The sequence below is a fragment of the Pandoraea sp. 64-18 genome (assembly GCF_001899225.1).
Classification (GTDB): Bacteria; Pseudomonadota; Gammaproteobacteria; order Burkholderiales; family Burkholderiaceae; genus Pandoraea; species Pandoraea cepalis.
Map to the genome: position 1 here is coordinate 17,058 of NZ_MKVU01000014.1, position 14,236 is coordinate 31,293.

Below are 14,236 nucleotides of genomic sequence, written 5' to 3' on the forward strand. Positions count from 1 at the left end.
GTTCTCGTTGTAGCCACAATGCCCGCCAAGGGACGCAGTCGCAAGACGCGCTCGCGGCGACCCCGTCAGACAAGAAGGAGAAAGACAGATGTCGAAAAACGCTTTGTTGGGCGCTCGCTGGAAAACCGCGATCGCGTCCGTCGCCGTGGCGTCCGCGGTGCTCAGTGCAGCCCCGGCGTTCGCCGCCAAGGATGTCGTAATGGCCGTGCAGTCGACGTTTACGACGATGGACCCGTACGACGCCAACGATACGCTGTCGCAAGCCGTTGCCAAGTCGTTTTACGAGGGCATGTTCGGCTTCGACAAGGACATGAAGCTCATCAACGTGCTGGCCGACAGCTATACGGTGTCGCCGGATGGCCTCGTCTACACGATCAAGCTCAAGTCGGGCGTGAAGTTCCAGGACGGCACGACCTTCGATGCGGCCGCCGTCAAGGCCAACTTCGACCGCGTGACGAACCCGGACAACAAGCTCAAGCGCTATAACCTGTACAAGGAAATCGCCAAGACGGAAGTGGTCGATCCGCATACTGTGAAGTTCACGCTCAAGGAGCCGTTCTCGCCGTTCATCAACACGCTGGCGCACCCGTCGGCCGTGATCATTTCGCCCGAGGCGCTCAAGAAGTACGGCAAGGACATCGCCTCGCACCCGGTCGGCACCGGCCCGTTCGAGTTCGTCGAATGGAACCGCACCGATTTCGTGAAGGTGAAGAAGTTCGACGGCTACTGGAAGAAGGGCTATCCGAAGGTCGACACGATCACCTTCAAGCCGGTCGTCGACAACAACACGCGCGCCGCCGTGATGCAGACCGGCGAAGCCGGGTTCGCTTTCCCGTTGCCGTATGAGCAGGCCGCTACCCTGAAGGCCAGCGGCAAGGTCGATGTGATCGCCGGCCCGTCGATCATTCAGCGGTATATCAGCTTCAACACCCGCCAGAAGCCGTTCGACGATGTGCGCGTGCGTCAGGCGATCAACTACGCCATCAACAAGGAAGCGCTGGTGAAGGTGGCCTTCTCGGGCTACGCAACGCCGGCTGAAGGCGTGGTGCCGAATGGGGTGGATTACGCCGCCAAGACCGGCCCGTGGCCGTACAACCCGGCCAAGGCGAAAGAGCTGCTCAAGGAAGCCGGTTACCCGAACGGCTTCGAGACCACCCTCTGGTCGGCTTACACGTTCACGACGGCGCAGAAGGTGATCCAGTTCGTGCAGCAGCAACTGGCGCAGGTCGGCATCAAGGCGCAGGTGCGCGCGCTCGAAGCCGGTCAACGTGTCGACCTCGTCGAGTCGGCGCCGGATCCCGACAAGGCACCGGTGCGTATGTACTACGTGGGCTGGTCGTCGTCGACGGGCGAAGCCGATTGGGCGCTGCGTCCGCTGCTGGCCTCCGAGTCGTTCCCGCCGAAGCTGTTCAACACGGCGTACTACAAGAACGATGCGGTGGATGCCGACTTCAACAAGGCGCTGCTCACGACCGACCGCGCCGAGAAGGCCAAGCTCTATACCGACGCGCAGAAGAAGATCTGGAACGACGCGCCGTGGGCGTTCCTCGTGACGGAAAAGCTGCTGTATGCGCGCAACAAGAACCTGTCGGGCGTCTACACGATGCCTGACGGATCGTTCAACTTCACCGATATCTCGATGAAGTAAGCGCCGCGCGCAAGTGTGACGTGCCCGCGCCGCCGGCATTGGCTGGCGGCGCGGTTTACCGCAAGACATGGTTTGGCAAGACGTTCGGCAAGACTGCGATGCTCAATTACTCTCTCAAGCGCCTGTTCGGCCTGATTCCCACGCTGCTGATCGTGGCTGTGCTGGTGTTCGCCTTCGTGCACATGTTGCCGGGCGACCCGGCGCGCCTGGCCGCCGGTCCGCAGGCGGACGAGGCGACCGTGGCGCTGGTGCGCCAGGATCTCGGCCTCGACAAGCCGTTGCTCACGCAGTTCACGAACTTCATCACGCACGCGGTGCGCGGCGACTTCGGGCTGTCGATGCGCAGCAAGCAGCCGGTCTCCGAAGAGATCGGCAGCCGCTTCATGCCGACGCTGTGGCTCACGCTGGTGAGCATGATCTGGTCGGTGATCATCGGCATGGGCCTCGGGGTCGCCTCGGCGGTCTGGCGCAACCGCTGGCCCGACCGGCTGGGCATGACGTTCGCCGTCTCCGGTATTTCGTTCCCCGCCTTCGCGCTGGGGATGCTGCTGATGCAGGTCTTTTCGGTGCAGCTCGGCTGGCTGCCCACGATGGGCGCCGATTCGTGGAAGAGCTATATCCTGCCGTCGATCACCCTCGGGGCGTCGGTAGCCGCCGTGATGGCGCGCTTCACCCGCTCGGCGTTCGTCGACGTGTTGCACGAAGACTTCGTGCGCACGGCGCGCGCGAAGGGGCTCAATGAAATGCGCGTGGTCTTCAAGCACGCGCTGCGCAACGCCATGATTCCCGTCGTCACCATGATGGGCTTGCAGTTCGGTTTCCTGCTCGGCGGCTCGATTGTCGTCGAGGTGGTCTTCAACTGGCCGGGGCTCGGGCGTCTGCTGATCGATTCGGTCGAGATGCGCGACTACCCCGTGATCCAGGCGCTGGTGCTGCTGTTCTCGCTCGAGTTCATTCTGATCAACCTCGTGGTCGACGTGCTGTACGCCGTCATCAACCCGACCATTCGCTACAAGTGAGGCACGCACCATGAACGCGGGTCAACCGACTACTACCGCCAACGCCGCGGCCTCCGCCAGCCAAACGCGCGTGCGCACGCCGTGGCGTGAGTTCTGGCGCAAATTCAAGAAGCAGCACATCGCCATGGTCGCCGGGGCGTTTGTGCTCGCCCTCGTCATCATCGCGATTCTCGCGCCGCACCTCGTGCCGTTCGATCCGGAGAATTATTTCGACTACGACGCCCTGAACGCCGGGCCGTCGGCGACGCATTGGTTCGGTGTCGACTCGCTGGGGCGCGACATCTTCAGCCGCGTGCTGGCGGGCACACGGATTTCGCTGGCCGCCGGGTTCGGCTCGGTTGCCCTCGGTGCGGTGATCGGCACGGTGCTCGGGCTGCTCGCGGGCTATTACGAAGGCTGGTGGGATCGCATCGTCATGCGCATTTCCGACGTGCTCTTCGCGTTCCCGGGCATTCTGCTCGCCATCGGCGTGGTGGCCGTGTTGGGAAACGGCATGATCAACGTGATCGTCGCCGTCGCCATCTTCTCGATCCCGGCCTTCGCGCGGCTCGTGCGCGGTAACACGCTGGTGCTCAAACATCTGACGTATATCGAAGCGGCGCGCTCCATCGGGGCGTCGGACTGGACGATCATCATGCGGCACATCCTGCCGGGCACGGTGTCGTCCATCGTCGTGTATTTCTCGATGCGTATCGGCACGTCGATCATCACCGCCGCGAGTCTGTCGTTCCTGGGGCTGGGGGCGCAACCTCCTACGCCGGAGTGGGGGGCCATGCTCAACGAAGCCCGCGCGGACATGGTCAACGCCCCCCACATTGCCATCTTCCCGAGCCTGGCCATTTTTCTGACCGTGCTCGCGTTCAACCTGCTGGGCGACGGCCTGCGCGACGCGCTCGATCCGAAGCTCGACCGGCATTGATGTCTGCGCAGGAGCGCCGCATGATACCGTCGACGGACCCGCGCGAAGCCTTGTTCGGTGCGCCCTACGTGGGGCATCTGCCGGCCGGGTCGCGCCATGCGATCACAGACGTGCCGGGCGTGTACGTCGGTCATGCCACGCTCGCGCAAGGCCCGGTGCAGACCGGCGTGACAGTGGTGTGCCCGACGCCCGCCAACGCAGCCGCCGCGGAAGTGCCCGACGCCGGCTGGGATCCGTTCCGCGACAAGATTCCGGCGGCCGCGGCCGTCATCAACGGGTTCGGCAAGAGCGTCGGCTTGATGCAGATCGACGAACTCGGCGTGCTCGAGGCGCCGGTGGCGCTCACCAACACGTTTTCCGTCAGTCACGTGGTGCTTGGCCAGTTGCGCGCGGCGATCGCGGCGAATCCGGACATCGGCCGTGGCAGCCCATCGCTGAATCCGACGGTGCTCGAATGCAACGACGGTTATCTCAACGATATGCAGGCGTTTGCCGTGACCGAGGCGCACTATGCGCAGGCGCTGGCGAGCGCGTCGCGCGGTGTCGCGCAAGGCGCGGTCGGCGCGGGGCGCGGCATGTCGAGCTTCGGCCTCAAGGGCGGTGTCGGCTCCGCGTCGCGCATGCTCGAGACGGCTGGGGCGACCTTTACCGTCGGCGTGCTCGTGCTGTCGAACTTCGGCCGTCCGTCGCAACTGACGATCGCCGGCCGCCATGTCGGGCCGGTGCTCGATGCGCGTCTGGCGCAGCCGGCGCTGAGCGCGGCGCCTGAGCGCGGCTCCATCATCATGCTGGTGGCCACCGACGCGCCGCTCGATGCGCGCCAATTGCGCCGGGTCGCCACGCGTACCGGTGCCGGCCTGGCGCGCACGGGGTCCGTGTACGGTCACGGCAGCGGCGATGTCGCACTCGCCTTCACCACAGGCTATACGGTGTCGCATGACGCGACGGGCCGCGTTGCCCCCGCCGCGCTTGTGCCGGACGCCTTGCTCGATCCGATTTTCCAAGCCACGGCGGACGCCACCGAGCAGGCGATCCTGCACGCGCTCTTTGCGGCCGAGTCGGTGCTCGGGCGCGACGCGCACGTGCGCCGTGCCCTCGCCGACGTGCTGCCCGACTGGGCCTCGCTGTAAGCCTTTCACGACAGAGCCGACATCATGCGAATTCTGATCTCCACCGATATCGAAGGCGTCGCGGGCGTCTTCCACGCCGAACAGACCCGGGCGGGCAATGGCGAATACGAACGCGCGCGCCGCTGGATGACGCACGAGGCCAATGCGGCGGTCGAAGGCGCGTTTGCCGGCGGCGCGACCGAAGTGATGGTCAACGATTCGCACGGCGGCTTTCGCAACCTGCTGCCGGACGAACTCGATCCGCGCGCCCGTCTCGTGCTGGGCAAGCCGCGCTATCTTGGCATGGTGGCGGGGGTGGAGGCCGGTTGCGATGCGCTCTTCATGATCGGCTACCACAGCCGATCGCAGAGTGCCGGGATCCTGGCGCATACGATCAACAGCTTCGCCTTCGCGCGCGTGTGGCTGGCGGGGGAGGAAGCGAGCGAGGCCATGTTGTACGGCGCGCTCGCCGGCGAGCGCGGTGTGCCGATGGTCATGGCCAGCGGCGACGACGTCTTCTGCGAAGAGACGCAACTGATCTTCCCCCATGCGCATTACGTGCAGACGAAGGCCGCCTGGGGACAGGGCAGTGGCATGACGCTCAACCCGAGCCAGTCGTGCGACCTGATCCGCGACGCCGCCAAGGCATCGCTCGCGGACCCGCGCACGTGGCATGCCTACCGGGTCGAGACGCCCGTCGAGGTGCGCCTGCAGGCACAGACCCCCGCGCTGGCCGACCTCTTCTGCCAGTGGCCGACGCTCGAGCGCGTCGACGGCGTGACGCTGCAATTCGTCGCGCCAAGCGTCGAGGCGGCGGTTCGGGTACTGAACTGCCTCTCGGCGATGTCGTTCATGTTGCGCTGAGTGCCGTTTGGGCGCCGCCCCCCGTCCCATGTTGTTAAGGCGCTACTGAACTAGGGTTAGCCGTCACGAAATGTCAATGCCTGGCATGCGATAATCCGTAATATTTCGTAACGGCGGCGCCGTGTTATCGGTCGCCCCCTGGATTATTGAGCACCGGCGGGGCCGGGCGAGGCATCATGGATATCAGAAACGCCCGACGGTGGGCGGAACCCGGCGCGAAGCGCTACGTCGGGGCGTTGCTCGTGGTTTTTGCCGCGTTTCTCGTGCGCAGCCTGCTGCACCCGGTGCTCGATCACTCGATGCCGGGCATCTTCTTTACCTGCGCCGTCATCATTGTCGAATTCACCTGGGGATTGGGGCCGGCGATCATGGCCATGATCATCAGCATCCCGATTTTCGACTTCTTCTTCGTGCCGCCGTTTCGCGACATCGCCCAGTTTGACCGGCGCGATGTGCTGATCGTCTCCGGCTTTCTGTTGATTACGCCGCTTGCCGTCGTGCTGATCGAGCGTTTGCGCCGTGCCCAGTATCGCGCCGAGCTGATCGGCGAGGTCGCGCAGACACGCTATGAGATGCTGCTGCGCGCCGAAAACGAGCGCATGCTCCTGTCCGACTCGGTACAACTGGGCAATGCGCTGATGACGTATCTGACGAAGCACCTCGATACGATCTTCTATCTGTCCAATCCGGCCACGCGTTACGAGTTCATCGACGAGCATTTCCGCCGCGCGACGGGGGTCGCGCCCGACGTCGTCAAGCGCGAGGGGCTGCGCGCGCTGCTGCATCCAGAGGACGCACAGCGTATGGCGGGGCTGTTTGCCGTCGATGGCGAGCGCCCCCATCATGGCGCGCACAATCTGCGCATCCGCACGCGCGACGGCGGCTACGAGATGTGCCATTGCGAATTGCAGTATTTCCGTGCGCACGTTGGCACGTACGTGATTTTGCGCTTGCATGCGGGGCCGACGGTGCGTCCGGTCGCGCCGCCGCAGACGCTCACACCGGCAGCCACGGCGCACGCTGTCACCGAGACGCCCGTCGTCTCCGGCGGGATTTGACCATGTTCCAGGACGATATTTTCTACAAAGGCGGCGAGCACGCAGTGCTGATGCTGCCGGGGCTGTCGAGCACGCCGCTCGAAATGCGTCCGGTGGCGAAGGCGTTGCATCGCGAGGGCTACACCGTCTGGGTGCCACACATCGAAGGCTACGGACTCGGCGGGCCATGCTCGGACTGGCGCGCCTGGATTGCCGCCGCGCGGGCGAAGTATCGTGAACTGCGGGCGACGCACGCGATGGTGTCGCTGTGCGGTTTGTGTATCGGCGCCACGTTGAGCCTGGCCGTCGCGGAGGAGGAACCGGATGTGACAGCGCTCTCGCTGCTCTCCGTCACCCTCGTGTACGACGGCTGGACCATCCCGTGGTATTACCCGCTCATCGATCTGGGCTTCCATACGCCGTTGCGCCACTACTATCGCTATCGCGAGCGCGCGCCGTTCGGCCTGAAGAATGAGGTGCTGCGCGCACGCGTGGCGAAATCGATGTCGCTGCACGATGCGTCCGAAATCGGTGCGGCGTCGCTGCCCCTCGCGCACCTGTATCACGCGCGGCGGCTTGCCGCGCACGTGCGCGCGCGTCTGGCTCGGGTGACGGCGGATTGCCTCGTCATTCACGCGGTGGACGACGACACGTCGAGCCCGCACAACGCGCGCATCGTCTACGACGGGGTGTCGTCCAAGGTGAAACAGAAGTGCCTGCTCGGCGAGAGCTATCACATTCTGACGATGGACAACGAGCGCGAAACCGTTGCTGACGAGACGCGCCGCTTCTTCCGCGACGCCGTGGCGCGCCGTACCGGCGCCGCCACGTCCGAGACGCGCATCATCTCGAAGGCGCTGCTGCGCGCCAAGCGCCGGCAGTCCGCCGCCTGACATCACGCGCCGAATGCCGGCGCGTGATGTCATCAAACTGCCATCGATGGGCGGTTATGGTCGTGGTTTTCCGATACGGCCACCCGCGTTAGTTGCGGGTGGCGCTGCGCTCATCCGGCCATGTCCTCGCTCATCATCGAATCCGTCTGCAAGCAGTGGGGCAATACACGTGCGCTCGACGGTGTGAGTTTCACCGCCGAAGCCGGCTCGCTGGTGGTGCTGCTGGGCCCGTCCGGCTGCGGTAAGTCGACGCTGCTGCGCATGATCGCAGGTCTCGATACGCCGAGCGCCGGGCGCATTCTGCTTGGCGGCGCCGATGTGACCGCGCTGCCACCTGCGCGTCGCAAGCTCTCGATGGTGTTCCAGTCGTACGCGCTCTTCCCGCATCTCTCGGTGCGCGAAAACCTGTTGTTCGGGCTTCGCGTGCGCGGCGAACCGGCGCGCGAGTATCCGCAGCGTCTGGCGCGTGTGGCGTCGCTGCTCGGGCTGGCGCCGTACCTGGAGCGCAAGCCGTCGCAACTCTCGGGCGGTCAGCAGCAGCGTGTGGCGCTGGGCCGAGCGGTGATTGCCGAGACGTCTGTGTGTCTGATGGACGAACCCCTCTCGAATCTCGACGCCCAACTGCGTCAGGAAATGCGTCGCGAGATCCGGGCGCTGCAACAGCAGCTCGGCATGACGCTTGTCTACGTGACCCACGATCAAACCGAAGCGATGAGCATGGCCGATCAGGTCGTGCTGCTGCGAGAGGGCCGCATCGAGCAGTGCGGTGCCCCGCACACGCTCTACGCCACCCCCGCGACGCACTTTGCCGCGAGCTTCATCGGCACGCCGCCGATGCAGTTGTTGCGTCTTGTACGCCATGGCGACGCCCTGGTGCCCGCCGGACAGTCCGGCCCGGCGCTGGCGGCGGCCGGTGCGCGCAACACCGCGCTGCTCGGCCTGCGCCCGGAGCATGTGCGCGCGGTTCCGCCCACGTCGCTGGGCGCAGTGCTCGCCCGAGTGAGCGCCATCGAATATCTGGGCGCGGACACGCTCGTTGCCTGCACGCTTGGCGACGCGGGCACGATCACCACGCGGGTGCCCGGCCATCGGCCGTTCGCCGTGGGCGACGCCATCGGTCTGCAATGGGCGGCGACCGACCAGCATCTGTTCGACGCGACCTCCGGGGAACGCCTCGTGACGGGCGCAGCGGGCGGTGTGGCGATCGACGCTGCCGAGTCCGTCGTTGCACCGAAGACCGCGCATGCACCGGCGCGGCCGCTTCCGGGGGCCACAGTGATGTTGCAAAACCCAGAACAACACGTCTGACGCGAGGGCGGCCACTGGGCCTGACGCATCGGCTCGGTGCGGCGCGACAGCGGCCCTGCATCGACAACCTGTCACATCACCACGACGCTTACATGGGGAACCAAACGATATGCGACGCACGATTCTGAAAACGTTTTCGGCCAGTTTGGCCGCACTGGCATTGGGTGGCCTGAGCGGCTCGGCCATCGCGCAGGCGAAGCCGGTGGAACTCACGTTCTATTACCCGGTGGCCGTCGGTGGTCCGGTGACGAAGATCATCAACGATCTGGTGGCCGACTTCGAAAAGGATCATCCGAACATCAAGGTCAAGCCGGTGTATGCCGGGACTTACCAGGATTCCGTCGTCAAGGCCCTGACGGCCGCGAAGGCGGGCACGCCGCCGCAACTGGCTGTGCTCGCTGCCGCCGACGTGTTCACGTTGATCGACGAAGACGCGGTGGTGCCCATCGACAGCATCGCCAACACGCCGGCCGACAAGCAGTGGCTCGACGGCTTCTACCCGGCGCTGATGTTGAACTCGCGCGTCAACGGCCACACGTGGGGTGTGCCGTTCCAGCGCTCGACCATCGTCATGTACTGGAACAAGGACATGTTCCGTGAGGCGGGTCTCGACCCGGACCGCGCGCCGGCGAACTGGGCCGAACTGGCCAGCGACGCGCAGAAGCTCACCAAGCGCGACGCATCGGGCAACGTGACGCAATGGGGTATCAAGGTGCCGTCCGTGGGCTTCCCGTATTGGCTGTTCCAGGCGTTCACCACGCCGGCGGGTATCGAACTGATGAATCCGTCGGGAACCAAAACGTTCCTGAACGCGCCGCAGGCCGTCGAGTCGTTGCAATACTGGGTCGATCTCGCGACGAAGTACAAGGCGATGCCGACGGGGGCGATCGAATGGGGCACCACGCCGAAGGACTTCCTCGAGAAGAAGGCGGCCATCATCTACACGACCACCGGCAACCTGACCAACATCCGGACCAACGCCACGTTCCCGTTCGGTGTCGGCAAGATGCCGGCCAAGGTGCGCGGCGGCAGTCCGACGGGCGGCGGCAACTTCTATGTGTTCAAGAAGACCTCGCCGGAAGAAAAGCAGGCGGCGATGACGTTCATCAAGTGGGCCACTTCGCCTGAGCGTGCGGCGCAGTTCGGTATCGACACGGGCTACGTGGCCGTGACGCCGGCGGCTTGGGAAACCCCGGCGATGAAGCAATATGTGCAGAAGGTGCCTGCTGCGGCCGTGGCACGCGATCAGCTCGCGGTGAGCGTGGCCGAGTTCTCGACGCACGACAACCAGCGCGTGACGAAGGCCCTGAACGACGCCCTGCAAGCGGCGCTCACCGGCACCAAGTTGCCCAAGCAGGCGCTGGACGACGCGCAACGTGAAGCGGATCGCATCCTGCGTCCGTACGCTCGATGAGTCTGGCGCTCGCCCGACTTCGCTGTCAGTCTCGTTGAAATGCGGGGCCCTGAACGTCGCGGCGATCGCGATCTTCACGGCCTCGCCTGTTGAATCGATGGACCGTCGATGAATCGCTCCTCTGCTTTGTGGGTGCCCTGGCTGCTGTTGTCTCCGGCGCTAGTGCTGCTCGTCGCCTTCACCCACTATCCGGCCGTCGCCACGCTGTGGCACAGCTTTTTCTCGACGGGGCGCGCCGGGATGCCGTCCGTCTTTGTCGGCACCGAGAATTATCGGCTTCTGATCGACGACCCTGTCTTCTGGCAGGCGCTGCGCAACAACCTCCTGTTCGCACTGGTCACCGTGCCCGCCGCGATGGCGCTCGCGATCGCCATGGCGCTGTGGGTGCACCGGCAGGTGCCGGGGCGCACGTTATTGCGCCTCGCCTACTTCACGCCCGCGATTTTGCCGATGATCGCCGTGGCGAACATCTGGCTGTTCTTCTACACGCCGCAGTACGGTCTCATCGCGCAGATTTCGCAGGCATTCGGGTGGGGCGATCACAACTGGCTCGGGCAACCCGACACCGCACTCCCGGCGCTGATGGTCGTGACGATCTGGAAAGAGGCCGGGTTCTTCATGATCTTTTACCTGGCCGCACTGCAACAGATTTCGCCCACCCTTGCCGAGGCGGCGGCGCTCGAAGACGCCTCGCGCTGGCAGTTCTTTCGCCGCGTTCAGTGGCCGTTGCTCATGCCCACGACCGTGTTCGTGGTGATCAATGCCGTTATCAACGCGTTCCGTCTCGTCGATCACATTATCGTGATGACGCGCGGCGGACCCGATAACGCCACGCAACTGCTCCTGTACTACATCTATCAGGTGGCCTTCAGTTTCTGGGATACCTCATACGCGGCAGCGCTCACCGTGGTCCTGCTCACGCTGCTCGCCGTCGTCGCCTTCGTGAAATTCCGTCTGCTCGACTCACGCACGCATTATCAATGACGACCTCTGCCCGCCCGAACACGCGCCCCCGCCGGCCCACAAAGCCAGGCGCCGCGCTTGCGGTGTTTTCCGCAACCGGTCACACGACGCCGCTCGACGTCATCGGTGCATGGCTGCTCGGCCTGCTGTGGCTGCTGCCGTTGCTCTATGCGCTGTGGAGCGCGTTCCATCCGTCGGCCTACGCCACGCACTTCTCCATGAGTGCGCCGCTCACGCTCGCGAATTTCGTGCAAGCATGGCAGGCTGCCCCGTTTGGGCGCTATCTCGTCAATACCTTCGTTCTGGTGACGGTGATCCTGGCGGCGCAACTCGTGCTGGGCACGCTGGCCGCCTATGCGTTTGCCCGCTTCACGTTTCGCGGCAGCGAGGTGGCGTTCATGGTCGTGCTGCTCCAACTGATGGTCATGCCCGACGTGCTGATCGTCGAGAACTATCGCACGATCGCCTGGATGGGACTGCGCGATACGATCTTCGGCATTGCGTTGCCGTACTTCGCGTCGGCGTTCGGCATTTTTCTGTTGCGTCAGGCGTTCAAGACCGTGCCGCGCGAACTGGACGACGCGGCGCGCGTGGAAGGCGCCAACGCGTGGCAGGTGCTCTGGCGCGTGTATGTGCCGCTCGCCCGCCCGGTGTATGTCGCCTACGCGCTGGTGTCGATCAGTCACCACTGGAACAACTTCCTGTGGCCGCTCATCGTCACGAACTCCGTCGAGACACGTCCGCTCACGGTCGGCCTGCAGGTGTTTGCGTCGACCGATCAGGGCATCGATTGGACGATGATCACGGCCGCGACGCTGATGACCGCCGCGCCGCTGTTCATCGCCTTTCTGCTCTTTCAGCGCCAGTTCGTGCAGTCGTTCATGCGTGCGGGCATTCGATGAAAGGCATGGCGACGCGCGGCGTCGCGCGACCGCAATAGCAAAACGGCACGCTGGGGAGCGTGCCGTCGTGTCGCTTGCGCTGGCGAAGCCGGGCGCTTGCGGGCTTACTTGTCGGTGGCCTTGACCAGCAGGATCGGCAGCGTGGTGATACGCAGCAGCGTTTCGGCAACGCTCCCCAGCAGCAGTCGGTTGATGCCGCGGCGGCCGTGCGTGCCGAGCACGATCACGTCGGCATTCCACGCTTGCGCTTCGCGCAGCACTGCGTCGGCAATTTCGTCGGTACCGGCTTCGAGCGTAATCATGTTCGTCTCGGCATCGACCCCGCGCTGCTTCAAGTCGGTTTGTGCCTTGGCCAGAATTTCCGCGGTTTCCTTCTCGAACGACTCCTGGCTCTCCAACGGCACGAAGCCGCTGTAGGCGCCGGCGGCGTAGGCGTTGGCGAGCGAGGGAACGACCGACACCAGGCGAATCTTGCCCTGGCTGAGCGCCACGAGCTTGACGGCTTCATCGATGGCGCGGTTCGACGGCGTGCTGCCGTCGATCGAGACCAGAATGCGTTCGTACATGATGGTGTCCTCTATGTGCGGGAAGTGCGTGAAGGCTTGACGCCTGGGCGGCATCGCGACCGCGATGCACGACAATTCGTTGGAATATTTTCATTCTCGCATCGCGGGCATCGAAAGTCATCCCGCGACATGACGCGGTATTGACCGCACGCAAGCATCCATCGGAATGTCACGGGTCGGCGCGTATCCGCCGGGGGCGACTCGCGTCGAGCGGGGAAGGGAGTTTCAACGTCCGGAACGCCGGTCGGCCTTGGGGACCGCGTGACTTAGTTCGGCCGGCAGGCGATCACGAGATGGGCGACACCGTCCGTCACGTCGCGCGTGAGGACGTCGTAGTCCTTTTGTACGCATTGCGTGCGGGCGCGCTGGTCGCAGTCGCCGGCAGTGCTGGCCGAGCACCGAATTTGCTGGGTGGGGCGGCCGTCCGAGGTGAACAGCGGGGCCGACGAGCTGCAAGCCGACAGCGCAACCGTCATAAGCCCCGAGGCGAGCAGCGTGGCGATCTTGGCGAGATTTGTCATAGAGGTCGTCTTATAAGCTCTCGGGAGTATAGCGCGGCGCCGCGACGTTGCTGCGCAAGGCCGCCCGCCTTTGGGGCGACGCCTCGAGCGGGTTCAACGGGGCGTGTCGGCACGCGTGGCAACACTGACCCGTCGCTGGCGGCGCAGCGTGCGCAGACTGTCGAACACGATGAGCGCAACGCCGAACCAGATGGGCACGTACGTCCACAGTCCGCGCGCCGTGAAAGGCTCGCCGAGCACGAAGATCGACACGGCGAACAGCAGCACCGGCTCCACGTACCCGAAAATGCCATACAGGCCGATGGGCAGCAAGCGCGCGGCACCCAGTGTGCTCGCCAGTGCGCTGGCGCTGAGCAGGCCGAGCGCGGGCAGCCAGAACCAGTAGCGCGGCTCGCCGAGCACTGTGACGTTTTGCGGCCACGCCTGCCAGAGCACGACGACGGCCACCGGCGTCATCGCGAGCACTTCCATGATGAAGCCGCTGAGCGCGTCGAGCCTCAGCCGGCGGCGCAGCAAGAAGTAGGGCGGATAGCCGAACACAATGAGCGCCGTGACCCAGGACAAGGCGTGCGTTACCCAGAGTTCATGTGCGACGCCCAGCGCGGCGACGATGACGGCCGCCGTCTGCAGCCGGCTCAGACGCTCGTGATAAAACGTGCGGCCAGCGAGCACCATCGTGAGCGGCAAGAGAAAGTAACCGAGCGAGACGTCGAGCAATCGCTGTTGCAGCGGTGCCCAGACGAACAGCCAGAGCTGAACGCCCAGCAGCGCTGAGCACAGCAGCACGGCGCCGAGCAGCGCAGGGCGATGCAACACATGCGAGAGCGTGCTGCGCAGTACATGCCACCGGCGCAATGCCGTCACGATGACGAGCGTGCCGGGCAGCGTGAGCAGCATGCGCCAGGCGAAGACGTCCAGCCCGGACAGGGGCGCCAGTTGCGCGACGAGCGCCGGCATAACGGAAAACATGACGGATGCCGAGACAGAGAGCATCACGCCGCGACCGGAAAGCATGGGGGTCCTGTGAGCGGGGGCAAGGAAAGGGCGAGGCCCGGGTCAGACCGCGAGCATAG

The 14,236-nt window shown here is 65.0% G+C and carries 14 protein-coding genes; 11 read left to right on the forward strand and 3 right to left on the reverse strand.

All coding sequences use genetic code 11. The features are described from left to right. The first annotated feature begins 88 nt into the window (after positions 1 to 88). From gsiB to BGP02_RS13160, 11 genes are all read left to right on the forward strand, one after another. Positions 89 to 1,648, forward strand: a complete 1,560-nt coding sequence (gene gsiB / locus BGP02_RS13110; protein WP_261938874.1) for a glutathione ABC transporter substrate-binding protein GsiB — start codon at positions 89 to 91, stop codon at positions 1,646 to 1,648. A gap of 98 nt (positions 1,649 to 1,746) precedes the next feature. Next, a complete protein-coding gene (gene gsiC / locus BGP02_RS13115; protein ID WP_261938873.1) occupies positions 1,747 to 2,667 on the forward strand; it encodes a glutathione ABC transporter permease GsiC in 921 nt (306 codons plus the stop codon). 10 nt (positions 2,668 to 2,677) lie between these two features. After that, positions 2,678 to 3,586, forward strand: coding sequence for a glutathione ABC transporter permease GsiD (gene gsiD, locus BGP02_RS13120; RefSeq protein WP_017233666.1), 909 nt, complete (start codon positions 2,678 to 2,680; stop codon positions 3,584 to 3,586). A gap of 20 nt (positions 3,587 to 3,606) precedes the next feature. Beyond that, positions 3,607 to 4,716 carry a DmpA family aminopeptidase gene (locus BGP02_RS13125; protein WP_268567518.1) on the forward strand — a complete coding sequence of 370 codons (1,110 nt, stop codon included), beginning with the start codon at positions 3,607 to 3,609 and terminating at the stop codon, positions 4,714 to 4,716. 24 nt (positions 4,717 to 4,740) lie between these two features. Then, on the forward strand, positions 4,741 to 5,559 hold the full coding sequence (locus BGP02_RS13130) for a M55 family metallopeptidase (protein ID WP_017233668.1): 819 nt from the start codon (positions 4,741 to 4,743) through the stop codon (positions 5,557 to 5,559). A gap of 176 nt (positions 5,560 to 5,735) precedes the next feature. Then, the gene (locus BGP02_RS13135) at positions 5,736 to 6,617 is read left to right on the forward strand and encodes a DUF4118 domain-containing protein (RefSeq protein WP_261938872.1); all 882 of its coding nucleotides are present in this window, start codon (positions 5,736 to 5,738) and stop codon (positions 6,615 to 6,617) included. Positions 6,618 to 6,619: 2 nt separating this feature from the next. Beyond that, a complete protein-coding gene (locus BGP02_RS13140) occupies positions 6,620 to 7,489 on the forward strand; it encodes an alpha/beta hydrolase (RefSeq protein ID WP_017233670.1) in 870 nt (289 codons plus the stop codon). Positions 7,490 to 7,609: 120 nt separating this feature from the next. Then, positions 7,610 to 8,797 (forward strand): ABC transporter ATP-binding protein, encoded by a 1,188-nt coding sequence (locus BGP02_RS13145; protein ID WP_286798684.1) that lies wholly within the window; start codon positions 7,610 to 7,612, stop codon positions 8,795 to 8,797. 109 nt (positions 8,798 to 8,906) lie between these two features. Then, positions 8,907 to 10,211, forward strand: a complete 1,305-nt coding sequence (locus BGP02_RS13150) for an ABC transporter substrate-binding protein (RefSeq protein WP_017233672.1) — start codon at positions 8,907 to 8,909, stop codon at positions 10,209 to 10,211. 108 nt (positions 10,212 to 10,319) lie between these two features. Further along, positions 10,320 to 11,195, forward strand: a complete 876-nt coding sequence (locus BGP02_RS13155) for a carbohydrate ABC transporter permease (RefSeq protein WP_286798685.1) — start codon at positions 10,320 to 10,322, stop codon at positions 11,193 to 11,195. A 62-nt stretch (positions 11,196 to 11,257) separates the two neighbouring features. Further along, positions 11,258 to 12,076, forward strand: a complete 819-nt coding sequence (locus tag BGP02_RS13160; protein ID WP_261939895.1) for a carbohydrate ABC transporter permease — start codon at positions 11,258 to 11,260, stop codon at positions 12,074 to 12,076. Positions 12,077 to 12,180: 104 nt separating this feature from the next. On the opposite strand, the gene BGP02_RS13165 is transcribed toward BGP02_RS13160, so the two are convergent. The 3 genes from BGP02_RS13165 to rarD form a co-directional block, all read right to left on the reverse strand. Beyond that, on the reverse strand, positions 12,181 to 12,642 hold the full coding sequence (locus BGP02_RS13165) for a universal stress protein (RefSeq protein ID WP_017233675.1): 462 nt from the start codon (positions 12,640 to 12,642) through the stop codon (positions 12,181 to 12,183). A 266-nt stretch (positions 12,643 to 12,908) separates the two neighbouring features. After that, positions 12,909 to 13,163 carry a YgdI/YgdR family lipoprotein gene (locus BGP02_RS13170; protein ID WP_017233676.1) on the reverse strand — a complete coding sequence of 85 codons (255 nt, stop codon included), beginning with the start codon at positions 13,161 to 13,163 and terminating at the stop codon, positions 12,909 to 12,911. A gap of 93 nt (positions 13,164 to 13,256) precedes the next feature. Next, positions 13,257 to 14,177, reverse strand: coding sequence for an EamA family transporter RarD (gene rarD / locus BGP02_RS13175; protein ID WP_017233677.1), 921 nt, complete (start codon positions 14,175 to 14,177; stop codon positions 13,257 to 13,259). Positions 14,178 to 14,236 lie beyond the last annotated feature (59 nt).